This window comes from Pollutimonas subterranea, assembly GCF_002849655.1.
Taxonomy (GTDB): Bacteria; Pseudomonadota; Gammaproteobacteria; order Burkholderiales; family Burkholderiaceae_B; genus Pollutimonas; species Pollutimonas subterranea.
Window position 1 is genome coordinate 361774 of record NZ_PDNW01000001.1, and the last position, 25245, is coordinate 387018.

The 25245-nt window shown below is 58.9% G+C and carries 25 protein-coding genes; 2 read left to right on the forward strand and 23 right to left on the reverse strand.

The features are described from left to right. The 8 genes from CR159_RS01695 to CR159_RS01730 form a co-directional block, all read right to left on the reverse strand. Complete coding sequence (locus CR159_RS01695) at nucleotides 1–417, reverse strand: CopD family protein (RefSeq protein WP_102072250.1); 417 nt, start codon at nucleotides 415–417, stop codon at nucleotides 1–3. Nucleotides 418–427: 10 nt separating this feature from the next. Next, nucleotides 428–1726: a glutamate-5-semialdehyde dehydrogenase gene (locus tag CR159_RS01700; protein ID WP_102072251.1), complete on the reverse strand. Its 1299-nt coding sequence runs from the start codon at nucleotides 1724–1726 to the stop codon at nucleotides 428–430. A gap of 103 nt (nucleotides 1727–1829) precedes the next feature. Continuing rightward, the gene (gene holA, locus CR159_RS01705) at nucleotides 1830–2891 is read right to left on the reverse strand and encodes a DNA polymerase III subunit delta (RefSeq protein ID WP_102072252.1); all 1062 of its coding nucleotides are present in this window, start codon (nucleotides 2889–2891) and stop codon (nucleotides 1830–1832) included. Between the two features lie 11 nt (nucleotides 2892–2902). Further along, the gene (locus tag CR159_RS01710) at nucleotides 2903–3577 is read right to left on the reverse strand and encodes an LPS-assembly lipoprotein LptE (RefSeq protein ID WP_102072253.1); all 675 of its coding nucleotides are present in this window, start codon (nucleotides 3575–3577) and stop codon (nucleotides 2903–2905) included. Nucleotides 3578–3585: 8 nt separating this feature from the next. Beyond that, nucleotides 3586–6240, reverse strand: coding sequence for a leucine--tRNA ligase (leuS, locus tag CR159_RS01715; RefSeq protein WP_102072254.1), 2655 nt, complete (start codon nucleotides 6238–6240; stop codon nucleotides 3586–3588). 201 nt (nucleotides 6241–6441) lie between these two features. Next, complete coding sequence (gene rpmG, locus CR159_RS01720; protein ID WP_102069911.1) at nucleotides 6442–6609, reverse strand: 50S ribosomal protein L33; 168 nt, start codon at nucleotides 6607–6609, stop codon at nucleotides 6442–6444. 31 nt (nucleotides 6610–6640) lie between these two features. Continuing rightward, complete coding sequence (gene rpmB / locus CR159_RS01725; RefSeq protein ID WP_073108873.1) at nucleotides 6641–6877, reverse strand: 50S ribosomal protein L28; 237 nt, start codon at nucleotides 6875–6877, stop codon at nucleotides 6641–6643. Between the two features lie 112 nt (nucleotides 6878–6989). Then, complete coding sequence (locus CR159_RS01730) at nucleotides 6990–8186, reverse strand: Bcr/CflA family multidrug efflux MFS transporter (protein ID WP_233208128.1); 1197 nt, start codon at nucleotides 8184–8186, stop codon at nucleotides 6990–6992. 113 nt (nucleotides 8187–8299) lie between these two features. Here CR159_RS01730 and CR159_RS01735 point away from each other — a divergent pair, with 113 nt between their 5' ends. Continuing rightward, nucleotides 8300–9559 carry a class I SAM-dependent methyltransferase gene (locus CR159_RS01735; protein WP_102072438.1) on the forward strand — a complete coding sequence of 420 codons (1260 nt, stop codon included), beginning with the start codon at nucleotides 8300–8302 and terminating at the stop codon, nucleotides 9557–9559. Here CR159_RS01735 and CR159_RS01740 read toward each other — a convergent pair. From CR159_RS01740 to CR159_RS21500, 15 genes are all read right to left on the reverse strand, one after another. Further along, complete coding sequence (locus CR159_RS01740) at nucleotides 9550–10956, reverse strand: MATE family efflux transporter (protein ID WP_102072255.1); 1407 nt, start codon at nucleotides 10954–10956, stop codon at nucleotides 9550–9552. The genes CR159_RS01735 and CR159_RS01740 overlap by 10 nt on opposite strands. Next, the gene (locus CR159_RS01745; RefSeq protein WP_102072256.1) at nucleotides 10956–12713 is read right to left on the reverse strand and encodes a glycosyltransferase family protein; all 1758 of its coding nucleotides are present in this window, start codon (nucleotides 12711–12713) and stop codon (nucleotides 10956–10958) included. The genes CR159_RS01740 and CR159_RS01745 overlap by 1 nt, the downstream gene beginning before the upstream one ends. Before the next feature lie 88 nt (nucleotides 12714–12801). Next, complete coding sequence (locus tag CR159_RS01750) at nucleotides 12802–13077, reverse strand: type B 50S ribosomal protein L31 (RefSeq protein WP_102072257.1); 276 nt, start codon at nucleotides 13075–13077, stop codon at nucleotides 12802–12804. A gap of 160 nt (nucleotides 13078–13237) precedes the next feature. Next, the gene (gene kynA / locus CR159_RS01755) at nucleotides 13238–14095 is read right to left on the reverse strand and encodes a tryptophan 2,3-dioxygenase (RefSeq protein WP_102072439.1); all 858 of its coding nucleotides are present in this window, start codon (nucleotides 14093–14095) and stop codon (nucleotides 13238–13240) included. Nucleotides 14096–14109: 14 nt separating this feature from the next. Then, entirely contained in the window at nucleotides 14110–14751 is a 642-nt protein-coding gene (kynB, locus tag CR159_RS01760) for an arylformamidase (protein WP_102072258.1), read from the reverse strand. A 146-nt stretch (nucleotides 14752–14897) separates the two neighbouring features. Further along, nucleotides 14898–16199: an ABC transporter substrate-binding protein gene (locus CR159_RS01765; RefSeq protein ID WP_102072259.1), complete on the reverse strand. Its 1302-nt coding sequence runs from the start codon at nucleotides 16197–16199 to the stop codon at nucleotides 14898–14900. A gap of 19 nt (nucleotides 16200–16218) precedes the next feature. Continuing rightward, entirely contained in the window at nucleotides 16219–17343 is a 1125-nt protein-coding gene (locus tag CR159_RS01770) for a zinc-dependent alcohol dehydrogenase family protein (protein WP_102072260.1), read from the reverse strand. A gap of 24 nt (nucleotides 17344–17367) precedes the next feature. Next, complete coding sequence (locus CR159_RS01775) at nucleotides 17368–18120, reverse strand: SDR family oxidoreductase (protein WP_102072261.1); 753 nt, start codon at nucleotides 18118–18120, stop codon at nucleotides 17368–17370. Between the two features lie 16 nt (nucleotides 18121–18136). Further along, the gene (locus CR159_RS01780; protein ID WP_102072262.1) at nucleotides 18137–19573 is read right to left on the reverse strand and encodes an aldehyde dehydrogenase family protein; all 1437 of its coding nucleotides are present in this window, start codon (nucleotides 19571–19573) and stop codon (nucleotides 18137–18139) included. 16 nt (nucleotides 19574–19589) lie between these two features. Then, nucleotides 19590–20255: an ABC transporter ATP-binding protein gene (locus CR159_RS01785; protein ID WP_102072263.1), complete on the reverse strand. Its 666-nt coding sequence runs from the start codon at nucleotides 20253–20255 to the stop codon at nucleotides 19590–19592. Nucleotides 20256–20258: 3 nt separating this feature from the next. Further along, entirely contained in the window at nucleotides 20259–20999 is a 741-nt protein-coding gene (locus CR159_RS01790) for an ABC transporter ATP-binding protein (RefSeq protein ID WP_102072264.1), read from the reverse strand. A 19-nt stretch (nucleotides 21000–21018) separates the two neighbouring features. Continuing rightward, nucleotides 21019–21942: a branched-chain amino acid ABC transporter permease gene (locus tag CR159_RS01795; RefSeq protein WP_102072265.1), complete on the reverse strand. Its 924-nt coding sequence runs from the start codon at nucleotides 21940–21942 to the stop codon at nucleotides 21019–21021. Further along, nucleotides 21942–22847, reverse strand: coding sequence for a branched-chain amino acid ABC transporter permease (locus CR159_RS01800; protein WP_102072266.1), 906 nt, complete (start codon nucleotides 22845–22847; stop codon nucleotides 21942–21944). The genes CR159_RS01795 and CR159_RS01800 overlap by 1 nt, the downstream gene beginning before the upstream one ends. A 259-nt stretch (nucleotides 22848–23106) precedes the next feature. Further along, the gene (gene radC, locus CR159_RS01805) at nucleotides 23107–23784 is read right to left on the reverse strand and encodes a RadC family protein (RefSeq protein ID WP_102072267.1); all 678 of its coding nucleotides are present in this window, start codon (nucleotides 23782–23784) and stop codon (nucleotides 23107–23109) included. A gap of 95 nt (nucleotides 23785–23879) precedes the next feature. Next, a complete protein-coding gene (locus CR159_RS21500; protein ID WP_158238486.1) occupies nucleotides 23880–24053 on the reverse strand; it encodes a hypothetical protein in 174 nt (57 codons plus the stop codon). Nucleotides 24054–24135: 82 nt separating this feature from the next. Between CR159_RS21500 and CR159_RS01815 the strand changes: the two genes are divergently transcribed. Further along, complete coding sequence (locus CR159_RS01815; protein ID WP_233208129.1) at nucleotides 24136–25200, forward strand: serine hydrolase domain-containing protein; 1065 nt, start codon at nucleotides 24136–24138, stop codon at nucleotides 25198–25200. Nucleotides 25201–25245 lie beyond the last annotated feature (45 nt).

Consider the following 25245-nt stretch of genomic DNA (forward strand, 5'->3'; position numbering starts at 1 on the left):
TTAAAAGGGTTTTGCTACTACCAGGGCAATAACGATCAGCAGCAAAATAACCGGTATTTCGTTGAACCACCGGTAGAACCGATGGCTATGTGTATTGGCGCCCACTTCGAATTGTCTAAGCATCCGGCCGCATACAAGGTGGTAGGCTGCCAGAAGCGCCACTGCCGTCAGCTTGGCATGCATCCATCCCTGGCCGCTACCGATACCGTAGCCCAGAAATAGCCATAGGCCAAGCGCGATGGAAAGGATTGCCAGCGGCGCCATGAAGCGGTAAAGACGTCGGGCCATTCCCAACAGGCACGCAAGCGTTGCATCATCGCGAGTCTGGGCGAGGTTCACGAAGAGCCGCGGCAGGTAGAACAGGCCGGCAAACCAGGAGGTAACAAACAGGATATGGAAGACTTTTACCCAAAGCATAACGGCCCCATCATCCTCGCAACTGGCCTTCGCCGACGAGCACCCATTTCATGGTGGTGAGTCCGTCCAGGCCTACTGGCCCACGCGCATGCAATCGGTTAGTCGAGATACCGATCTCGGCGCCCAGTCCGTATTCAAAGCCGTCCGCGAAGCAGGTTGGCAGATTGACGTAAACGGAGCTGGAGTCGACCTCGCGCTGAAACCGTGTTGCCGCTTGCAGGCTTTCGGTAACGATGGATTCGGTGTGTTCGGAGCTGTAGCGTGCGATATGGTCCATGGCCTCATCCAGGCTGTCGACGATGCGTATGGCCAATATGGGGGCAAGGTACTCGGTGCTCCAGTCTTCCTCTGTCGCGGCCAGTGCCTGCGGCAGTATCTGGCGGGTACGATCACAACCACGCAGCTCGACGCCCTTGTCGGTCAAGGTTTTTCCAAGTCGCGGCAATATCGTGGCGGCAATGTCGGCATGAACCAGCAGGGTTTCCATGGCGCCGCAGATGCCGTAACGGTAGGTCTTGGCATTGACCGCGATGTCATGCGCCTTGTCAAGGTCAGCGGCGGCGTCCAGGTAGACATGGCAGTTTCCCTCAAGGTGCTTGATAAGAGGAACCTTGGCGTCGGCCGCAAGCCGCGTTATAAGGCTCTTGCCACCCCGTGGCACGATTACGTCGATGTACTCGGTAAGTGTTATCAGCTGCCCGACCGCGGCGCGGTCGGTCGTGCCCACGACTTGCACGGCATGGGCCGGCAACCCCGCATCGGCCAGGCCTTGCTGGATGACAGCGCCCAGGGCGACGTTGGAGTGAAAGGCTTCGCTGCCACCGCGCAATATGGTGGCGTTGCCCGATTTCAGGCAAAGTGCCGCCGCATCTATCGTTACGTTGGGCCGCGATTCATAGATTATGCCGATTACGCCCAGCGGCACCCGCATCTGGGCAATACGCATTCCATTTGGGCGGGTGGTCGAGGCGCTCAGGCCGCCTATCGGATCGGGCATTTCGGCGATCTGGCGCAGCCCGTTGGCCATGCTTTCTATTGTCTTTTCAGAGAGCGTAAGTCGATCCAGCATTGCAGGTTCAAGGCCGTTTGCGCGCGCTTTGGCCATGTCTTTCGCATTCTCGGCGATCAGCTGTTCTTTTTGTTCGAGCAGGCGCCTGGCCATTGCCGAGAGTGCCTGAGCCTTTGCCTTGCCTGTTGCCGTACGCATCGCCCGTGCAGCGATCCGTGCCTGTTTGCCCAGGATGGTCATATCGAGTGCGTCGGAAGTCGCGGCATCGAACGTGTTGCTGGAAAGCGTATTTTGAGTCATGGCAGGTCTACAGTATTAGGTGTCAGGAGGTGCTGGGTGGCGCATGCCGCGCCGGGTCGCTGGGTCGCCGGATTGCCGGCCGCCGGATCGCCGGGCCGCCGGATTATCGGGTTGGGGGCGGCTTGCTGATGGCAACCCGCAAGGCCAGCCGCCCCAGCTCTTCCCAGGGGTCATCGAGGCGCCCGGGTACTTTCAGGCCTTTGATCAATCTGTCGATGTCATGCGCATGCTGCACAGCAGCGGGCCAGGCCTGGGGTGGCACGCGGCCGAGGGTCTTGCGTACCAGGTGTTCGCGTGGACCGAAAATGCGCTGTCGGCGCATTTCGGCCTGCATGTCCTGGCCGGCGGCCTGTGCGGCGGAGAGGCGCGCCAGTACGCGAACTTCTTCGCCTACCGCCCAAAGCACCAGGGGAAGCGCCTCGCCTTCCGCGCGCAAGCCCGCCAGCATCGTCATGGCCTTGGCGGCATTGCCGGCCAGCATGGAGTCACGCAGGCCGAAGACATCGTAGCGGGCCACATTCAAGACGGCGCGCTCGACGTCGCCAGCGCTGATCTTGCCGGCAGGATACAACAGGCCGAGTTTTTGTACTTCCTGGAACGCCGCCAGAAGGTTGCCTTCGACCTTATCGGCCATCCATTCAAGGGTGGCGGTGTCCAACTGCTGTTGCTGGCGTGCCAGGCGTTGCCCGATCCAGCGTGGCAACTCGCCGCGGTTTACATTGTTGATATCGACCCAGGTGCCCGCTTGCGCCAGTCCCATCGCCCATTTTGCGCTGCGCGTGGCCTTGTCGAGGCGCGGCAGGCTGACCAGCACCAATGTGTCGACCAGGGCGCCGCTCTCGATCATTGCACAGAGCTTTACCAAGGTCTCGCCACCGATACGTCCGGGCTTGCCGGTGGGCAAGGCCACATCGACTAGCCGGCGGTCGCCGAACAACGAAACATTCTGTGTCGCACCGATGACCGCGGACCAATCGCTGCGTGCATCCATGATCAGGCTGACGCGCTCGCCATAGCCTGCTCGCACTGCGGCGGCCCGCAAGCCGTCGATGGTTTCGATGACCAGCAATTGCTCATCGCCCGATACCACGTAGAGACCTTCAATGGCAGGCGGCGTCTTTTGCAGCTGAGACAATAGACTGTCGGAATCCAGGCGGCGTCCCATGATGTTCGGGCCTATCGGATACCTGTGCCTGGATCGAAACCAGGCAATCCCCAGGGGGTGGGACCAGGCCCGGTCCGGGGTGCCGGCAATGGCGGGGCGTTTGCAGGCATTTCTTCGCCGGGCAGGGACTTGGCTTCCTGGAACGCTTCGGCCACGTCAGGCGAGGCAAGACGCCGAACCACGCGGTCGACCATGGTCTGCTGCATTTGCTGAAACACAGTGGTAATTTCCCCCTGCTTGGCCTGGACGACGCTATCGTCGTAGGGAAGCTCTCGCGTGGATCGCAAGGTGGTTGGAGGCAAAATCACATGGCCTTTCGCGTCCGTAAGCTGGAATATGAACTCGAGGTTCAGTTCATATTCTTCGACGCGCCCCTGGGCATCCAGCGACAGTTCCCTAAGTGACTGGTTGTTGGCCAGTTCTATAAGCCGGGCCTGTGCGTCGGCCGGTTCGCTCACAAAGCGTGTCTGGGGCGAGCTGGCGATAATGGCCCGTCGTATATTGGCGCCAAAAGCGGAGTTTTCAGCGATGTTGGTGTAAAGGGTGGTGAAGGGCAGGGGTGAGACTCCCTTCATCTTGAACCCACAAGCTGCCAGGACCAGGCACAGCGTTACGCACACAATTCCGCCCAGGTGACGCAGCGAAACTGGATTGAGTGGTGAGAGCAGGGGCTTGGCGCTATGCATGCCTGACATTATCCGACAATATTGACGAGTTTACCGGGTACGACAATAACCCGTTTCGGCGGGCGGCCTTCCAGGTATTTTCCGGTAGCCTCGTGTGCCAGTGCTGCTTGTTCGACTTCATCTTTGGTGGCGCCATGCGCAACCCTCAGCGAGCCACGCAATTTGCCGTTGATTTGCAAGACGAATTCGGTTTCATCGGCAATCAGGGCTGCCTCGTCGACGGTAGGCCATGCGGCGTCGAGCAAATCACCGCCGATCTTGTCGAAGCCCAGCTCCTGCCACAGTTTCCACGTAATGTGCGGAACCACGGGATACAGCACGCGCAACAATATGGACGTGGTCTCGGCCAACGCGCGGCGGGCAAGTGCGCTGTCGTCCAGCTTGGCCGACTCGAGGGTATTCAGCATCTTCATGCATGTCGAGACGACGGTGTTGTACTGGATGCGCTGGTAGTCGTAGTCGGCCTGTTTCAGCAAGCCGTGAATTTCGCGGCGCAGCGCCTTGGTCGTCTCGGTGGCGCCTGTCCAGGCTCCGTCGCCGTGCCCCGCCAGTATGGCTTCACGGTGGCCGTGGCAAAAGCCCCATACGCGACGCAGGAAGCGATGGGCGCCATCGACACCGGAGTCCGACCACTCAAGGGTCTGCTCAGGAGGACTTGCAAACATGACGAACAGGCGGGCGGTATCGGCGCCCATGGAGTCGATCAGGGATTGCGGATCTACGCCATTGTTCTTGGATTTGGACATCGTGCCGATGCCGCCGTACTGTACGGGCGTGCCGTCGGAGATGCGCCGGGCGCCGGTGATGACTCCCTTCGCATCGTACGTATTTTCGACTTCCTCGGGCCAGAAGTATTCGACGGCACCTTGTTCGGTCTTGCGCGAATAGATGTGATTGAGCACCATGCCCTGGCACAACAGGCGCGTAAACGGTTCGTCGAACTTGACCAGGCCAAGGTCGCGCATGACACGGGTCCAGAAGCGCGCATAGAGCAAGTGCAGGACCGCATGTTCGATGCCGCCGATGTACTGGTCCATGGGCATCCAGTAATCATTGCGGGCATCGACCATGGCATCGTCGTTGCCGGGCGAGGTGTATCGCATGAAATACCACGATGAGTCCACGAAGGTGTCCATCGTGTCGGTTTCCCGCCGGGCGGCCGACCCGCACTTGGGGCACTGGCATGCCAGGAAAGCTTCGTGCTTGACCAGCGGATTGCCGCTGCCGTCCGGAATCAGGTCGTCGGGAAGGACGACGGGCAAGTCTTTTTCGGGCACAGGTACCGGACCGCAGTCGGGACAGTGAATGATGGGTATGGGCGTGCCCCAATAACGTTGGCGCGATACGCCCCAGTCGCGCAGGCGCCAGGTGGTCTTCTTTTCGCCCTGGCCGTTATCGGCGAGGTCGGTTGCAACGGCGTTGGCTGCATCCAGAGGCGTCAACCCGTTGTACTTTCCTGAGTTGACCGTCGTACCTTGTTGCTTGTCGCCGTACCAGTCCTGCCATTGCAGGGTCGAGAAAACCTTGTGCTCGACGGCAATGACGTCCTTGATGGGAAGGGCGTATTTGTTCGCAAACGCAAAGTCGCGTTCGTCGTGCGCGGGCACGCCCATGACGGCGCCATCGCCGTAAGTCATGAGCACATAATTGCCCACCCAGACGGGGATCGCTTCGCCGGTAATGGGATGGACGACGGCAAGGCCGGCTGGCATGCCTTCTTTTTCGCGCGTGGCCATCTCGGCCTCGGTGGTTCCCCCGTGCTTGCAGGATTCGATGAAAGCGGCCAACGCGGGATCGGTCTGGGCGGCATGGGTGGCCAGCGGATGTTCAGGAGCGACCGCGCAGAAGGTGACGCCCATGATGGTGTCGGCACGCGTCGTGAAGACATACAGGCGGCCGTCTTGTATCAGTGTGCCGGTGTCGTTCTTGATGTCGTGCGTAAAGGCAAAGCGCACGCCTTCGCTTTTGCCTATCCAGTTTTCCTGCATCAGGCGTACTCGTTCAGGCCAGCCGGGAAGACCGTTCTTCACATTGTCGAGCAGTTCTTCAGCATAGTCGGTAATGCGCAGGTAGTAGCCAGGAATCTCGCGTTTTTCAATGGGTGCGCCGGACCGCCAGCCACGGCCATCGATAACCTGCTCATTCGCCAGCACGGTCTGGTCAACGGGATCCCAATTGACGACCTGGGTCTTGCGGTAGGCGATGCCTTTTTCGAGCATCTTCAGGAACAGCCATTGGTTCCATTTGTAGTACTTCGGGTCACAGGCGCACATTTCGCGTGACCAGTCGACAGCCAGGCCCATCGCCTGCATCTGCTTTTTCATGTAGGCAATGTTGTCATAGGTCCATTTTGCCGGCGGTACGCGCGACTTGATGGCGGCGTTTTCGGCGGGCATGCCGAATGCGTCCCAACCCATGGGCATCAATACGTTATAGCCCCGCATGCGCAATTGCCGCGTCATCATGTCGTTGATGGTGTAATTGCGCACATGACCCATATGCAGCTTGCCGCTGGGATAGGGCAGCATGGAGCATGCATAGAATTTTGGCTTGGGCGTACCGTCGGGCGCCAGGGCATGTTCAGTGACGCGATACGCATCGCGTTCTTGCCAGTTTTGATGAGAAGCTTTTTCGACGGCGTTGGGGTTATAACGTTCCTGCATGAGATCCGGTATTTATTTTTTGGTTGCGCAATCGCACATTATAGGGTGCTTGCGAAGAAGGCATCTTATCGGGCGGCCCGGCGAAAAAAAAACCCTGCCTGGGCAGGGTTTTCACAAGGAGCCAGATAAATCAGCGCTTGCCAGAGAATGCGGCCGGGCCAGGCCGGTTCCGAGCGCAGCGCGTGCGCAACCTGGAGCCGCTTATTTAAGCTTCATTTCCTTGTAGTCAACGTGCTTGCGAGCAACGGGATCAAATTTCTTGATCAGCATTTTCTCGGGCATGGTGCGTTTGTTCTTGGTGGTCGTGTAGAAGTGACCGGTGCCGGCGGTGGATTCGAGTTTGATTTTCTCGCGTATACCTTTTGCCATGTTGAGCTCCTTGAGTTAGTTCGCGAGCGGCTTAAGCACGCACGCCACGGGCACGCAAATCGGCCAGTACGGAATCGATACCGTTCTTGTCGATGGTGCGCAGCGCGTGAGCCGAAATACGCAGGCGAACCCAGCGGTTTTCGCTTTCGACCCAGAAACGGCGCGATTGCAGGTTAGGTAGAAAGCGACGCTTGGTTTTATTGTTCGCGTGCGAAACATTGTTGCCCACCATTGGGCCTTTGCCGGTAACTTGGCATACGCGTGCCATGGTAATACCCCTTGATAATTTGCTTGATTCGGCCCCGCAACTAAAAAGCGGTAAAAGACAACGACCGTGTATCTGTAAAGCCTGACATTCTAATACGAAACTGCTACCCAGATCAAGCGGCTTTCATTGCCATGCGGCCGAATAACCACGAGAGAGCAGCGCAGAGCGCCAGCGTTCCTGTAAGCGGCAACGCAGATGGTGTCTGCCAGACACTGACCACCATGCCAGCGCTGGCACCGCAAAGCATTTGCAGGGTGCCCATAAGCGCCGACGCGACCCCCAGGCGCTTTCCCTGCTCGGATAAAGCCAGGGCGGCCGCATTGGGATTGACGAACCCCTGGCTAGCCATGAAACCCATCAAGCATACCATGAGCAGCCATAGCGTAATCGCCCCGGCTAGCGTCAGGATCAATGCCGCAAGCGTCATGAGGACCAGCGATACCTGGGCTCTTTTCAATAGCGCCTGGGGGGTGTGGCGGTTCAAGAGCCGCGCGCTGACTTGAGCTGCCACGATAAGCGCCGCGGCATTGATCCCGAACAGCAGTCCAAAGTGCTGCGGGTCCACATCCAGTATTTCAATGAATACGCGTGGCGACCCTGCAATGTATGCGAACATGCCTGCCGATCCGAATCCGCCGGCCAATGCATAACAGAGGAATTTCTTGTCGCGCAGCATGGCCAGATAGTTGCGCCCTATGATGCCCAATCCCAGCGGGATGACCCGGTCAGGGTGCAGGGTTTCCTTCATGGTCATCGCCACGCCGACCAGCAATCCGGCGCCGCAGACCGCCATGATTCCGAAGATCCAGCGCCAACTGGCGTAAGCCAGCACTTGGCCGCCGAGTATCGGAGCCAGAATGGGAGTCACGCCCATGACGAGCATCAGTATCGAGAGCGCCTTCGAGGCGTCGCGTGTATTGAAATTGTCGCGGATGACTGCCCGAGGTATGACGAGGCCGGCCGCGCCGCCGAAGGCTTGGGCGACACGCCAGGCGGTAAGGTGCTCGATGTCGGTGGTGAAGGCGCAGCCGATGGCCGCCACGATGAATATCAACACACCGGCGATCAATGGCTTTTTGCGCCCATAGCGATCGGCAAATGGTCCGTAGAACAATTGCGCCATTGCCAGGCCAAGGAGGTAGCTGGCCAGCGTACGCTCGACATGGCCGGGTGTGGTATTCAAACCCTGCGCGATGGCCGGGAAGGCCGGCAGGTACATGTCGATGGCAAGTGGCCCCAGTGCCGTCAGCAAGCCCATCAGGATCAGCCAGCGGGGAATGACGGTAAGTGCAGGGGTGGAATTCGCCATGTATCGACATTTAAGGTTTCAATTCCGATCTTAGCATAGGGCGAATGATCGTTTCATTCTCCGCGGATGTGTGGCAATATTTTCGTTCCTGTGTTTTCAATGAGGAGTCGGCCTTGAGCGCGGTCTTGTCTGCGGTTGAAAATAAGCTTTTTTCCCTTCCCTTGCCAGTGCGGCTTATCTTGCCCGATGGACAGACGCTGGGGGTTCCCGGCGCCGATGTGTGCCTTACGATCAAAGACCGGGCAACACTGGCCAGCCTTGCCGCCGGACAGGTTGGCGTTTTGGGCGAAGACTACGTCGAGGGCAAGTTTGACGTCGACGGATCCATGCGCGACCTCATGCGCCTGGCCGCCGCCATTTTGCCGGGATCTCCCATCGATGCGGCGCGTATAGGCCGGCTCACCGAGCTCATACGCCGCCTCGTTTCGGTCTGGCGCCATTCCATCGAGCGCGATGCGCGCCAGATCCAGTTTCATTACGATCTTTCCGACGACTTCTATGCCTTGTGGCTGGATCCCCGGCGAGTCTATTCCTGCGCCTACTTTCGTAGTCCCGATATGTCTGTTGCTCAGGCGCAGGAAGCCAAGCTGGACCATATTTGCCGCAAGCTCAGATTGTCTCCGGGTGAACGGTTCCTCGATGTGGGTGCCGGATGGGGAGGGTTGCTGCTGTGGGCAGCCGAACAGTACGGCGTGGATGCAACCGGTATTACGCTGTCGAAGAATCAGCACGCCTACGTAAACCGGCTAATTCAGGAAAAGGGGCTAAGCGGCCGCGTGCGCATGGAATTGCTCGATTACCGCAAGCTCGACGAAAGCCAGCCCTACGACAAGGTCGCATCCATAGGCATGTTCGAGCATGTCGGGCGCGCATTGCTCGAGAGCTATTTTTCAAAGTTGCGACGCCTGGTTCGTCCCGGTGGCCTGGTGCTCAATCATGGCATTACGGCTGGGGGGGTAGACAATACCGAGCTCGGCGCCGGCATGGGCGAGTTCATTGAAAAATACATATTTCCGGGCGGAGAACTGACCCATATCAGCCATGTACTTGAACGAATGACCGAAGGCGGTCTCGAAGATGTCGATATCGAAAACCTGCGCCCTCATTACGCAAGAACGTTATGGGCCTGGAGCGATGCACTGGAAGCGCGCCTGCCGGAAGCGCGGCAAATTCTGAAGGGGCCCGAAGGCGAACGCTCCCTTCGAGCCTATCGCATGTATCTGGCTGGGTGCGCCATGGGCTTCGAGCATGGCTGGCTGGGCTTGCACCAGGTGCTGGCCCAGCCCCGTACGCATGGCCGCCACGACGAGCTCGACTTGCCGTCCGACCTGTCTTACCCATGGCGCCGGGACTACATGTATGGTCACCGCTGAGCCGCGTGCAGCCTGACGATACGTCCATACCAGGCAAACAGAAGAATTGCCGACAGCCCCAGGCCCATCAGCGCCATTACCCACATGCTGGCGGCGCCGATGGGCGCGCCGGGCATGATGTAGTCCACCGCCGGCCGCAATGCGCCCGCGGCGGGTCCGAACCCCAGCCACCATCCGCCGATCAGGCCTATGCCCGTGAGCGCCACGATTTGCAGCAACAGTGGGACCACGGCCACTTTATACGCGCGCAGCAAATAAGAACCTATGCACTGCATGGCATCGCACAGGTGAAACCAGGGCAAGACTTGCAGCAAGGTTGCGGCGACGGCGGCCACCTGCAAGTCGTCGGTATAGGCGCGCAAAATAGGCGATTTGCCGGTTATGAGCAGGATGGCGGTGAGGCAGGCGCCGGTGGCGACCACGGCTACGCCAGCCATGCCGGTTTTTCGTGCCCGCGGCATGTCGCGTGCACCGATGGCTTGCGCCGTCAAGGAGGCAGTGGCGATGCCCACGGCCATGGGCATCATGTAGCTGAGGGCCGCCAAGTTGGACATGATTTGATGGCCGCCGGTCACGTACATGCCTTCCCGCGCCACCAGCAAAGCCATGAAGCTGAATGCGCAGACTTCCACCAGGTAGGAGGCTCCCATCGGTATTCCAAGGCGCAGAAGCTCTTTCTGGCTGGTCCAGTCGGGCGTGCCCAAGGTGGGCTTGAACCGCTTGTAGAATGGATCGTGATAAATGGCCCATAGCCCTGTGGCCAGGGTAAGCCACCCGACCACTGCCGTTGACAAGCCGGCCCCTGCGGCGCCCATTGCCGGTATTCCCAGCTTGCCGAACATGAACAGCCAATTGAAGAACAGCTTGAAGACGATACTGGCGAGGTTTATGGCCATTACGACCTTGGGCCGGGACACGGCCGTGCCGAGCGCATAGATGGTGCGAAATACCAGCGAGGCTGGCAGTGCGAGTATCAATGCGCGCAAATACCACGTGACGTTGCTGCGCACAGCAGGTTCCACATCGCCCGAAATGGCCAGCCAGACGTCGGGGAACAGCATGGTCGCTGCACCTATCACCGATAGCCCAAGTGCCAGCCATACCCCTTGGCCCCAGGCGCGTCCTACTTCTATATAGCGTTGGCCGCCAAAATGCTGGGCGATGATAGGGATCAGCGCATGCACCACACCCATCAGGCCGACAAATATCGTGATGTAGATGGATGCCGCCAAGGCCATGGCTTGCAAGTCGGCGGCACTGACGTGTCCTGCCATCGCCGTGTCGATGACTCCGAACGCAATGCTGGCCCACGAACTGATCAGTACCGGCCATGCCTGGCGCAGGATTTCCTTGATGTAGGACCCGAATCGCCTCGGTTCGGGGACGTGCGTAGTCATTACTTTTCGATGCGCAGAAGTCGGAACAGTTCATGGCGGTCCGCACCGCGTTTACCTTGCCATACCACTGTGACGGCGTCGGAGCCGGAGTAGGCGGCACTGCCTTGCGCAACGTTCTCCAGTGAAGTTTGCTGCAGGATAAGTGCGCAGTCTGAGTCGTAGCTGAAGTTGATGGCATCGAACACCAGGAAAGAAGCCCGCTGGCCGGTCCCTACGCCAAGCGCGCGTACGCACTCCTGCGGTTTCTTGTGGTTTTCAAGGGCCGAGGCCAATTGCTCTGATACGCTGCGATAGCTTCGTACATAGTCGAGCACCGGCATCCATAGCGTCACCAGCATCAGCCATGTCACGATAAGGCCGCCTGCCGACAGCACGGTGCCGCGCCATAGGGCGACCGGCTTGCTGTACAGGCGCCAACGGACCAGTGCAATCCAGGCCAGTGTGCCCAGCGCCGCAATCAGTAGTGCCGGCCAGGATATGAACGCTTCATACCCGCGTGTCTGCCGCGCAATATTGTGCGAGATCTGACGAGGCCATCCTGTTTGGAGAGCGATCCAACCCAGCCATACTGTTGCCGTGGATAGCGAGAAACACATGACGGCAAACCAGTCCAGCGAATTGACCACACCGCGGCGCAGGGTTGGAAGGGCGAAGGCCGCCAAGACAGCGGCCGGTACCGCCATAAGGCTGTATTCGGGTTCAAAGACATCGGCCAGGAACAGCATGGTGATCAATGGCCAGACGGCAAACATCAGGGGTATCCAGATGTGGGGTGCCGCCAGCCAGGAGCGCCAGCGCCACAGCGCCAGGATGGCAAATGGCCAGGTGGGCCACAAGAACCACGGCAGATCGCGAAACAGGCTTAGCACGACGTCGTAGCTTGGCCAACTGAATGACTGCACATTCCATAGCCACCAGTTATGGGTCCAGTAATCGCCCTGGAGTTTTGCCGGGATCCACCACAGCAAGGCCATGATGATGAAAATGGCCGCAGTAAAGAGCAACTGCTTTCGTTGCGGCCATAAGGCACCGCCGGGCCGGAAGCAGAACGGTACCGCCAGAATAATGGGGAGCGCGCCTATCCAGCCGCGGGTAAGGAAGGCCGCGCCCAACGCCACGCCCAGTGCGAGGGCCCCGGACAAAGGCTGGTCGAGCATGCGGGCCACCGCATAGAAAGCCAGGGCCTGGAAGGCGATGAGTGCCGGCACTTCGGATGTTTCATGCAGGCGCCACAGGATGCCCACGGTTGCGACGATCAGCAGGAGCGCCGCATCGGCGATCATTCGGCCGTAGTCCTGTACGGTGGGTTCGCCGCCGAAGGGCAAGGCCAATGGCTGCGGTTCCGGGCGCCGGCCCAGCAGGTAGCTGCCATACCAAATCGATGCGGTCAGCACGCCGAACCACATCAAGTTGGGCAGGCGCGAAGCAATGATGGCCGCGTCCAGCGGATTGGTGAAATACTCGAGCAATGGTCCAAAAAGCCAGATGCTGAATGCGCCCACCCACATGGTGAGCGGACCGTCCTGCGCGTGAGCCAGTACTCCGATCTGAGGCAGCAGCATGGCGGAGCCGCCGCTGGTCAACGCGGTCATCATGGTAGCCAGGCCGACCACATCATCGGTTTTCCACGGATCGCGAAAGAAAAGCCCCGCCAGGATGTATACAACGCCTACGGCCAGCAGAAATAGCCGGGGCAGCTTGACGGTTGCCGTTGCCGTGAGGCGCGCGGGCGTGGAAAGGTGGTCGCTGGGAGACACTGGGCTGGCCCTAGGAGGGAATAGAGGGACTATCTTAAATTAAAAAGGCAGCCCGAAGGCTGCCTTTGGCGGACACGGACACAAAACCTTAGGCTTCGGAAGCCTTGCGTGCGGTTGTGCCTGTGGTACGGGCGAAGCGAGCGCGGAATTTCTCGACGCGGCCGGTTTCGACGATACGCGTTTGGGCGCCAGTGTAGAACGGATGCGATTCGGATGTTACGTCGCACTTGAACAAGGGATAAGTCTTGCCATCGAGTTCGACGGTTTCGCGGCTGTGCAGCGTTGAACGCGAAATGAATTTAGTGCCTGTTTGCTGATCCAGAAACACCACTTCGCGGTATTCGGGGTGGATGCCTTCTTTCATGGTCTATTCCTGTTGTATCTGTAAGGGCGGGTCGCCAGCCAGTACACATACTAGCCACGTATCCAAAGTAACGGAGCATTCTAGCATGAGGGTGCTTGCGCATCCAAGCAGATTGTGCCGGCTGTGCCCAAAAGGTTGCGCCGATACGTCGCGCCGCTTGCTATAGGTCGGTGCGTAATCGCCAGAGCTCGGGAAACAGAACGATATCGAGCATTTTGCGAAGGTAGGAAACGCCTGACGTACCCCCTGTTCCCCGCTTGAAGCCGATAATGCGCTCTACCGTGGTGACATGCCGGAAGCGCCATAGCCGGAAGGCATCTTCCAGGTCGGTCAGCTTTTCACCCAATTGGTACATGTCCCAGTATTGCTCGGGATTGCGATATACCGTGAGCCATGCCTGTTCGACCTCGGCACTGGCGCAATAGGGCTGGGTCCAGTCACGGTCGAGATGGCTGGCAGGTATGGCAAGCCCCTGTCTGTGCAGCGCCTGCAAGGCCTGGTCGTAAAGGGAGGGCATTTCGTAGGCCTGTTGTACTTGGGCAAGGAGCTCGGGACGGTGCGAGTGCGGCTTGAGCATGGCGGCATTCTTGTTGCCCAGCGAAAATTCTATTTGCCGGTATTGGTAGCTCTGGAAACCGCTGGATTGAGCCAGGTAGGGCCGAAGGGCGGAGTATTCCGGAGGCGTCATTGTGGCCAGGACGTCCCAGGCGTGCACGAGCTGCTCTAATATCTTGCTGACCCGCGCCAGCATCTTGAAGCAGGGCTGCAGGCGATCGGCGGCCAGGTTCTGCAGGGCTGCCTTGAGTTCGTGCAACATCAGCTTCATCCACAGCTCGCTGGTCTGGTGTTGCACAATGAACAGCATTTCGTTGTGTTCGGGCGATAGCGGATGTTGCGATCCCAGTAGGGTGTCCAGATGCAGGTAGTCGCTGTAGCTCATGTCCCTGGAAAAGTCGAGCTTGGCCTTTTCGTCGTGGACGATGGCGGAGCCGGCTGGGTCGGTGTCGCGAGTACTCATGTTGGGGTCCAGGTTCATGATAGGTTTGCGGGTAGTGTGCGCAAGATCGCGCGCACCGGGCTGGCGTCGGCATCGATCAGCGCCAGCGGCAACGCGATCAGCTCGTAGTCGCCGGGAGGAACGTGGTCGAGAACCAGGTTTTCCAATACCCGCATGTCGTGGCGCCAGATAGCCTGGTGGCTGTCCAGCGTCTTGCTGGTGGCTGGATCGATGCTGGGCGTGTCGATACCTATGAGCACCGTACCGCGGGCGGCAAGAAAACTTATGGTTTCGGGCGCGAATGCCGCGAAGTCATTGCTCCAGCTTTCGGTGTTCGATTTTTCGCGGGTGCGCACCAGCAGCCGCGCTGGAGCCGCGTCCAGCAAAGGCGCGATGTCGTCGATGGTGATCAGGGCCCGGCCAAGCGGCGCGTGGACGACGCGACAGGGCCCAAGGAACGGGCTTAAGTCGAGTTTGCCGACAGGCAGTCCTTGTGGGTGATAGTGCAGGGGGGCATCAGCATGCGCCCCGATGTGGGGCGACATGGTGATTTCGCTGACATTGACCGGACAGCCCGGGCCTATGGAGGCGTTCCATCGCTGGGAATAGGCCGTGTCGCCCGGAAACACGGGAGACTGTGCGCAAATGGGTGGCGAGATGTCCCACAGTTGGCTCATGGCCTGTCCTTCTACCGGAATAATGTTGGAATAAAGATCTTTGAAAGCTTAGACGATTTGACGCCGATGTTGCGGTTGACGCGTAAAAAAACCGCCCGGTATGAACCGGGCGGTTGTGTTGCGGTATTCAGGCGCGGTCGACCGGATTAGAACGTGGTCAATTTGTCGCTTTTCAGGACGTCGGCATTCAGATTCTTCTCGATCCAGTCAAAGGTGTTGACGCCGGCGGGAGGCGTTACCAGATCGGCCGGAACGATCATTATGTCTTTCAGTACCTTGAAAGGATGGTCTGCGGAAGAGGTGGTAATGCCGAATAACTGGGCTTCCAGGCCTTGGCCGTCAGGACGGTTGATGGTGACCTCGCGGCCATAGCCTTTGAAACTGACGTCATGCATGGCAGCAGCGGCTTGTTCGGTAGTGGGCCATTCACCGTTGTTGGCCGCTATGGCTTTTTCAAATCCGGCTTTCAAGCCGGCAAGCGCCTGTGCCATGTGGTACACGGAATAGATGGGGTAGGCGCCAGTCTTGTCGTGGAACTTCTTGATGAACTCCTTGTGGGCGGGGTCGTCCTTGGTCTCGGGATGCTGCCAGTAGTGGTCGCCACGAGCGCCGACGATCACACCTTCGGGCAAGGCTTTGCCCAGGCGTTCCAGCGAACTCTCCGCAAGGGACAGCACGAATGTGGAGTTCTTGAACAGATTGCGTTGCGAGGCCTGGCGCACGAAGTTGTCCAGGTCGCCACCCCACGACGTGGAAAGAATCACGTCAGGGCGTAGCGCTTGCAAGCGGCTGATTTCCGTCGAAAAGTCAGACGCGCCAAACTTGGGGAACATTTCGGCCACCACCTTGACGTCGGGCTTGAATTTCTTCAAGGCTGCAAGGAAGATGTCGCGCGAATCGCGTCCCCAAGCGTAATCCTGGTTGACGATGGCCAGTGTTTTGAAGTCGGGCTTGACCTTCATCAGGTAGATAACCTGGGCGATCATTTCGGTGGTGGCGTTGGCCTGGGTACGCACCACGTACTTGAGCTCTTTGCCTTCCAGGGCGTTCTGGGTGCCGCAATCCCAGAGAATATTCAAGATCTTGAGGTCTTCAGCCACAGGAGCAACGATGCCGCAGTGTCCACTGGAAATGGCCGATAGCATGACATCTGTGTTGCCTTCAGCCAAGCGGCGGTACTCGGACAGCAGTTTTTCGCTGCCGCCGCCTTCGTCGATGTAGGTCGCCTTGATCGGGATGCCGCCAATCCCACCCTTGGCGTTCATGTCCGCGATGATAATGTCAGCGGCTTCTTTGGCAGGGACGCCAAAAACGGAGGCCGATCCCGACAGGTAGGTGGAAATGCCGACGTTCAGTTCAGACGGCTTTTCGGCCGCGATAGCCGCGCTGCCGCTGGCAGCTAACATCATGGCGGCAACGAGGCCGCCGATTTTATTTTTCAATAACATTGTTTGTCTCCTAAATAGACTACAGAACGATCGCATCGCGCAGGCTACTGCCGGACGCCAGGTGATCAAAGCCCTCATTGATTTCATCCAGGGTGAAGGTTTTTCCCAGGAGCTTATCGACCGGCAGCCGGCCGGATTTGTAAAGATCTATATAGCGTGTGATATCGATGGCGGGCACGCCGGAACCCAGATAGCTTCCTCGTATTTCGCGTTCTTCACCCACTATTTGTGCCAGTGGAAGCTGAAAGCGTGCCCCAGGATTGGGCAGGCCCGAAGTAATGGTGGATCCACCTCGTGCGGTCAACTTGTACGCGGTTTCAAATGCCGGCACCGCGCCGGCCATGTCGAAGCCGTAATCCACGGGACCGCCAGCAGCCTCCAGCAGGTCGGCATCGCTGGTGATATGGCGCGGGTTGAGCAAGTGTGTTGCGCCCAGCTCTTTGGCAAGCTGCAACTTTTCGTCGGAAAGATCCACAGCCACGATACGGCGGGCGCCCGACGCCGCGGCGGCCAGCAGCGCGCTCAGGCCCACACCGCCCAGGCCTACCACCGCAGCGGTATCACCCGCTTGCATGCGGGCGCGGTTGATCACGGCACCCGCGCCCGTGAGTACCGCACAACCGAACAAGGCCGCTTCACGGTGGCTGATGTCGGCATTTATCTTCACGCAGGAGCGGCGTGACACGACCGCATAGTCCGCAAAGCAGGACACGCCGGTGGCATGGTTGAGATATTCTTCGCCGATATGCAGGCGGCGTTCGCCGGAAAGCAGGGTGCCTTTGGTATTGGCTGCCGCACCGGGTTCGCATAGTGCCGGCCGGCCTTTCATGCACGGAAAGCAGCAGCCGCAGCTGGGCACGAACACCATTACAACGTGGTCTCCGGGTCGCAGGTCATTCACGCCCTCGCCCGTCTCGACCACCTCGGCGGAGGACTCATGCCCCAGCACGATCGGCAATGCCCGAGGACGATCGCCATTGATTACCGACAGATCGGAGTGGCACAGGCCGGCCACCTTGATCTTGATGAGCACTTCGCCGGGCCCGGGAGGATCCAGCTCGACGTCGGTAATCATTACCGGCCTGGTTTGAGCGTAGGGGGCGGAAGCTCCCATTTCACGCAATAGCGCAGCGCGAGTTTTCATGTCGTTTTCCGTTGTGGTTGGTGCTTAGACGGTGCGGCCGCCGTCTACTGGAAGTTCCACCCCAGTGATGAACTCGGCAGCGTCGCTGGCCAGGAATAGTGCGGCGGCGGCCACGTCTTCAGGTCTGCAAAAGCGGCCCAGCGGGATGGTGGACTGAAATTTTGCACGGTTTTCCGGCGTATCGGGCAGTCCCATGAACAATTCAAACATACCGGTAACACCCATTACCGGGCAGATGGCATTGACGCGGATATTATCGGGGCCCAACTCGACCGCCATCGATTTGGACAGCAGGTTCACCGCACCCTTGGTGGCGTTGTACCAGGTAAGACCTGGGCGCGGACGGATGCCGGCCGTCGAGCCGATGTTGATGATCACGCCCTTGCCCTGCTTGCGCATCACGGGCACCACGGCGTTGGTCATGTAGTAAATGGACTTCACGTTCACCTCGAACATGCGATCGAACATGGCCTCGTCCACGTCCAGCATGGGCTGGTTTTTGTGCGTGATGGCGGCATTGTTGATGACGATGTCCAGCGAACCAAATTCTTTGATGCTCGCCTCGACCATGCGCTGGACGTCTTCGCGTTTTGACACGTCTCCTTTCAGCGCCAGCGCGCTACTGCCGATCTCGGAGGCCACGCGATTGGCCGCCTGTTCGTTGATGTCGGCAATGATGACTTTGGCTCCTTCGCGGGCGTACAGCTTCGCGGTTCCTTCACCAAAACCGCTGCCCGCGCCGGTGATCAGCGCGACTTTATCTTCCAGTTGACCCATTTTCGTGATTCCTTGATTACTCGCCGTGGTGATGAACGATGGTTTTGGTTGTGCTGAGTTCTTCGAGCGCGATGAAGCCTTTTTCACGGCCATGGCCGCTTTTCTTGACGCCGCCAAACGGCAGTTCTACACCACCGCCCGCCCCAAAGCTATTGATGTAGACCTGGCCGGCCTGCATGGCCCTGGCCACACGCTGTTGACGCCCGCCGTTTTCCGTCCATACGGCAGCCATCAGGCCATATTCCGTGGCGTTAGCCAGCTCGATGGCTTGGGCTTCGGTTTCGAAAGGTACGACTACCAGCACGGGCCCGAAAATTTCCTGCATCAACAAATCGCTATCGTGGTTCTTCGCGCCGAAAATAGTGGGTGTGACAAAGTAGCCGCCTTCGGGGACGCCGTCGGCGATGGCGCCCTGGGCGACGACCGTCAAGCCTTCGTCTTTACCCTTCTGGATGTAACGGTTGATGCGTTCCCACTGGCTCTTGTTAACCACCGGGCCGCACGTGAGGTCCATTTCCGGCGTGCCCGCGCGCGTCTTGGAGAACTCTTCGGCCAAGACCTTAAGGAACTCGTCATGCACGCCTTTTTGCACGAGCAGGCGGCTGCCGGCCGTGCATGTCTGTCCGGTGTTGTGCACGATTCCACGCACGATAGCGGGAATGGCTTGCTTGAAGTCCACGTCATCAAATACCACATGGGCTGATTTTCCACCCAGTTCCAGCACGCATTTCACGGCGTTGAGCGCGGCCGCCTGCTGTATGAGAACGCCTACTTCATTGGACCCGGTGAAGGAGACAAAATTGATGCCTGGGTGGCCGGAGACGGCGGCGCCTGCTTCTTCGCCCAAGCCAGTCACTACATTGAGTGCGCCGGCGGGGAAGCCGACCTCCAGGGCCAGCTCGGCGACGCGCAGTATCGACAGGCAAGCGTCCTCCGCCGGCTTGACGACCGCGGCATTGCCCATGGCCAACGCAGGCGCCACGCTGCGGCCAAACATTTGTGCCGGATAGTTCCACGGGATGATGTGAGCCGTGACGCCTAATGGCTCGCGAACGATTTGTACGGAATAGCCGTTAAGGAAAGGAATGGTTTGCCCGTGTACCTTGTCGGCACCGCCACCGTAGAACTCAAAATAGCGTGCCAGCACGGTGATATCGCCGCGGGCGGTGGAGATCGGCTTGCCGGTGTCCCGGGCCTCGAGTTGAGCCAGTTCTTCGTGATGGTCGAGCACTGCCTGTCCCAGCTTCGTCAGCAGGCGGCCGCGTTCGAAGGCGGGTGTCTTGCCCCATTCGCTGTTCAACGCCTGGCGGGCGGCCTTGACGGCGCGATCCACGTCGGCCGCATCCCCACGGGGGATAGTCGTGAACACGTTGCCGTCGCTTGGCGAAACGACGTCTATGGTCTGCTTGCTGGCGGCGTCCGTTTTCTGGCCGTCGATAATCATTTGGGTCATAACGCTTTCCTGTCTTTTACAGAGTTTGTTGAAGCTCGATCGAGCCTCGTTCGATAGTCCATATCCGGTCAGGGATATGGCCCAGCAATTTGACGTTCGATTCAGTGATCACCACGCAAATATCAGGTTGCATGGCTTTCAGCCGGCTGAGCGCGTCGGTGTAGATTAAGCCCAGCTTGGGCGCCAGGCCCTGGAACGGCTCATCCAGCAACAGCAGGCGTGTGCCGACCATGAGTGCCCGGCCCAAGGCCACCATCTTGCCTTGCCCGCCAGAAAGTGCGGAGCCCGAGCGTTTGAGCATGGGCTCGAGATCGGGTACGACTTCCAGTACGACCTCCAGCCGGCGGTCAATGGCTTGCTTGGACTGCTTGGTGGCATGGCAGGGCAGACGCAGGTTCTCTTCCACCGACATGGTGGGGAAGATGACCCGGTCTTCCGGCGAGTATCCGATTTGATGGCCGGCGCGCGCATGGCCGGGGAGATCGCTGAGCATGACTTCGTCCAGGCGGATTTCGCCTGCGTGCAGCTTGGTCAACCCCATGATGGTGCGCAGCAGAGTGGTTTTGCCAGCCCCGTTGCGACCCACGATGCCTACCGTGGTGCCCTTTTCGAAATTGCAGTTGACGTCGCGAAGAATTCGATTGCCCGCGAGATCGACATTGACGCCGGTTAGCTTAAGCATATGTCAATTCCCCAATACTTCGCGCTTGATTTGTGGATTGGCCAGTACTTCATCGGGCGTACCATCGGCCACGATCGCACCGTTGATCCAAGCGGCTACTCGAGTTGCGTATTGCGCGACGATGTCCACGTCGTGTTCGACGAACCAACTGGTGACTTTTCGTTGTTCGAGCGCGTTCATGACGGTTTGCATCAGGTCGTGTTTATCTTCGGACGCCACGCCGCTGGTGGGCTCGTCCATGATGAGCAGCTTGGGTTTTAAAGCCAGCGCCATGGCCACATCCAGCAGCTTGCGCTTGCCTTCCGGTAGATCGCTGGAGATGGCATTGGCGTCGTCGCGCAGTCCAACGAGCTCCAGCGTGCTTTCCACGTCGTTGCTGTTTATGGTCGCTGCCAGTGGCTTGAACGCGCTTAGCCGCGCATTCTGGCGGGCCGCCGCAATCTGTATGCACTCGCGCACGGTATGCTCGGTGAACAATTGCGGCAACTGGAATGAGCGCCCCATCCCCAGGCGCACTATCTTGCGTGGTGCCATGCCGGTGATGTCATGGCCGTCGAAGGTGACTGTGCCGGAGGCCGGCTTCAAGTAGCCTGTGCAGATGTTGATGAAGGTCGTCTTGCCCGCGCCATTCTGGCCGATCACTGCCAGGCGTTCGCCGGTATGTAGTTCGAAATCGATATTGTTGGCGGCGATTACGGCGCCGAAAGCCAGATTCAGGCCGGTGGTCTTGACTAAAGGCTGCATTGCTTCTGCTTCCCGTCCGTTAGAGTTTAATGCGCTTGGCAAGCTGCCCGATGAATCCTGTGGGGAACAGGAATATCACCACGATAAGTGTCAGGCCCAAAATGAATTGCCACAGTCCGGGAAAGTAGGCGGTGGAAGCCAGCTTGACAGCCTCGAACACCAGCGCTCCCAGAAAGGCGCCCAGGGCATGGCCGGCTCCGCCCAGGATGGCAATGAATACATATTCGCCAGAGCGCAGCCATACGCTGATGTCGGGGGTGACCAGGCCTTGTATAAGCGCGAGCAAACTGCCCGAAAAGCCCACTACGATTGCTGAAAGCAGATAGCCACGCCACATCACGGCGTAGGCCGAGAAACCCAGATATTCCAGACGTGTTTCGTTCGTCTTGATCGCGGCGAGCGCTTCGCCGTTTCCAGAGCGGAAATAGCGTTGGATCCACCAGGCGAGCGCAAGGGCGATGACTATGGCGATAATAAGCAGTACGAATTCATACGGCGCGCGCTCCAGCTCCATGCCGAGTATCGTGGGACGCTGGATGCGCAAGCCGTCCGTGCCGCCAGTGATGTGGTACAGCTTGCCCAATAGTGCAAAGAGCACCATGCTCAACGCAAGGTTCAGCATTCCGAAAAAGATACCGCGATAGCGCACCATGAATACACCGATGAGGGCGCTGGCCACCATCGCCGCCAGTACTCCGGCAAAGACCAGTACGATGACGTCCAGGCTTGGGTAAGCACGGGCCAGAAAGGCAACGGTGTAGGCCGAGATGCAAGCGTACATGGCGTGGCCGAACGATACCTGACCAGCACGCATCATCACTGATACGCCAAGCGCGGCGATCGCGTAGGTGATTCCGATGATGATGGGCGTGATGGTCCAGGGCAATGCGTATCCAACGCCAAGTGCAAGTGCTGCACCGATTATGCTGATTGCGTAAATCATTAGATCGTCCTCGCTTGCGCAACAGTGAACAGCCCATGCGGACGGACAAGCAATACCAGGCCCATGATGATGTAGGGTACGGCCACCTCGAATTCCGGAGCCATGTATACGGATATTGAACGAATGATGCCGATCAACAAGGCGGCAACGAGTGCCCCGGTGATTTGTCCCAGGCCCGCAGTTGCTACCACTGCAAACGACAGCACGATCATGTCGGCGCCGGCGCCGGGAACCAGCGAAGTGGTGGGCGCAGCCAGGGCGCCGCCCAGGACTCCAAGAATGGCGCCAATGATGAAAGTAATCAGGCCGATCTTGCTGGCGTTGATGCCCTGCGATGTGGCGACTTCCCGATGATGTGTGATGGCGACTATCTGTTTGCCCAGGTTCGTGTGGCGCAGAAAGTATTCCAGGCTAACGTACGCGACTAGCGCCGTCACGGGTACCACCACCAATTGATAAGTGGTGTAGGTGATCCCGCCCAGTTCGATATTGCCCAGACGGTTGACCACTTCGCTTGCGCTATAAGGCTGGGCACCCCAGATCATGCGTTGTATGTCTTCCAGCATCAGGAGCGCCCCGAAGGTAAGCAGCAGCTTCAGTATGGGGTCGTAGCCTTGGGCGCGGCGAATGAGCAGCACCTCCATCAGGCCGCCGAGTACGGTACCAACGACGATGGCAACCAGGAAAAGCGAGATCAGCGGGATCCACGCTGATTCGGTGGAGGGTGCGATCATCATGATGAACGATGCCGCCGCATAACCGCCAAAGGCGTAGAAAGCCCCATGTGCAACGTTCAATATGCCCATTACGCCGAAAATCAGCGTCAGGCCCATAGACACTAGAAACAGGAGGCAGGCATAAGCGATGCCATCGACCAGTGCAAGTGGGAGGATGTTGAGAAACACGAACTGTCCTTAGGAAGTTGCGAAGCTGAAAACCGCGGTCATCGTGGACACCATGCCCGGAGGATCGATCCAGCTGACTCGCGTTGAAACCGGTCCAGTGTAAGAAGCAAGATTTCCCTACGCAATTAGCCATTTGAAAACCGGGGGTTTCTTATATACGTAATCTCGGGTAAGCCCTAGGATGGTTTTTCAAAGATCTCAGGGTAAACGCGCATGGCGTATTTTTAGCCGTGTCTGGCTTCCATTTTTTCGTGGTCAGTCAAAGCTGCCCACGTTCGGCCAGCGAGATGGCGCCGCAGGCAGTAACGATGAGATGATCGAGCAGTCGAATGTCGACGAGAGCCAGTGCGTGTTTCAAGTGCCGGGTGAGCGCCAGGTCGGCTTCGCTGGGTTCCGATACGCCCGATGGGTGATTATGCGCAAGGATCAGGGCAGCGGCATGGTGTTTAAGGCCGGCCTTGATAACCTCGCGCGGATACACTGACGCCTGTGTAAGCGTGCCTCGCGATATTTCCTCGGAGACGATCAGGCGGAACTGGCTGTCCAGGTACAGGGCCATGCAGTGCTCAACCGATAAATGACCGAGTTTGGCGCTGCAGTAGTGTTTGACGCGTTGGGGCTGGTCCAGCGCCTGCCCCGTTTTCAGGTCTTCTTCGAGGGCTCTGCGGTTAAGTTCATTGATGGCCAGCAATTCACAGGTCTTGGCCGTGCCCAGCCCAGTGATGCCTAATAATGTCTGGGCATCGGCCGACAGCAAGCCTCGCAAGCCATTGAACCGCTCGATAAGCTGGTGGCCAAGGCCGACCGCATCGCAACCGCGGATGCCGGTTCGTAACAGGATGGCCAGGAGTTCCGGCGACGTCAAAACATGGGCGCCATGAGCGAGCAGGCGTTCGCGAGGGCGCTCGGCCTGGGGACGTGATGCGCGTAGTGTCATAGAGAGCTCAATATAGAAACCGTAACGGAAGCGCTACGTTGACAGATTTCGGCTTTTATTCCGGCGCCCGGGCAAGCTTTTGTCCGTTCTGGCTTTTACCCCTCTGTGGATTCAGGTGTGCCGCCAGCGCCCATGTCCCAATACAGGCCTGTCATGATGCACAGGCCTTCCCGGAGCACAGCAGGAGGAAGATGCTCGTTGGGGGCGTGCTGCGAGCAGCCAGATAAGCGATTCAAGGAGTAGCGGTATAGGAGATGTACTGCTTGCACGCCTGCTCGTGTTTCCTTATTATCAATTCGAGCCTGGGTTTTGTTTACCAGGTATTCCCTTGTACTGGAAAGGAAATGTCCCATGCCGAATTCGTCCATGCAGGAAGCCGTGCAGTTCGCCATCGATCACGAGACTACCTGGGACCGCGACGTAGATGGCGCATGGGGAGTGCACGTGCAGGATCCACCTCCATGGAACCGCCTATTGGGCCCTGTCCACGCCCGGGGGCCTGTATCAGGTGTCATTACCCTGAAGGGCAAGACCCTGACGTCCTGGGGCGAGCCGCAGCGTGCCGACCTGACCTTCAGTGTCGCGAAAACGTATCTGGCCTTGCTTGCTGGTGTCGCACATGATCAGGGTCTCTTACCCGATGTAAATGAACCGGTGCGCGTTCGTGTGCCAGGTATCGGCTTCGACGAAGGCAATAACGCCCTCATCACCTGGGAACACCTGTTGCAGCAAACCAGTGAATGGGAGGGCGAGCTGTTCGGGGTGCCGGATCAGGTCGACCGCTATCGTGCCGTCACCTTTGGTGCCGCGCCTGGCGGCAAGAAAGGTGACCCCCGCCCGCTACAGGCGCCCGGAACGTACTGGGAATATAACGACGTTCGTATAAACCAGCTTTCCTTGGCGCTTTTGCATTTGTTCCAGAAACCGTTGCCGGATGTCTTTCGTGAAAAAATTGCCCGGCAGGCAGGCCTTTCCGAGAACTGGAAATGGGTGGGCTACGACAATGCATGGGTAGATATAGCCGGACAGAAGGTGCAGTCGGTACCGGGAGGCACCCATTGGGGCGGTGGTATGTCCATCAGCGCCGAAGACCAGGCCCTGATAGGCCAGGTAATGCTTGATGACGGTATGGCCAGGGGCAAGCGTGTGCTCTCGTCGCAATGGTTGCAGCGTATGCGCACTGCGTCCGAACTCGCGCCGTACTACGGCTACCTGGTGTGGCTGAACCACGATCGCAAGGTGTTCGCCAACGTGCCCGAGACCAGTTACTTCGCTATAGGCGCGGGCAGCTCGTTTACGTGGATCGAGCCCGAGCGCCAAATGGTGGTGGTAGTCCGTTGGCTGAATTCCGAACACGCCAACGATCTGTTCGGCAAGATCCTGAAGGCGGTCGACGATGCCGGGACGGCGGCCTGATTCTCACCTTGCGGCGCTGCGCGTGTGAAGTCTCATAAGACGCTC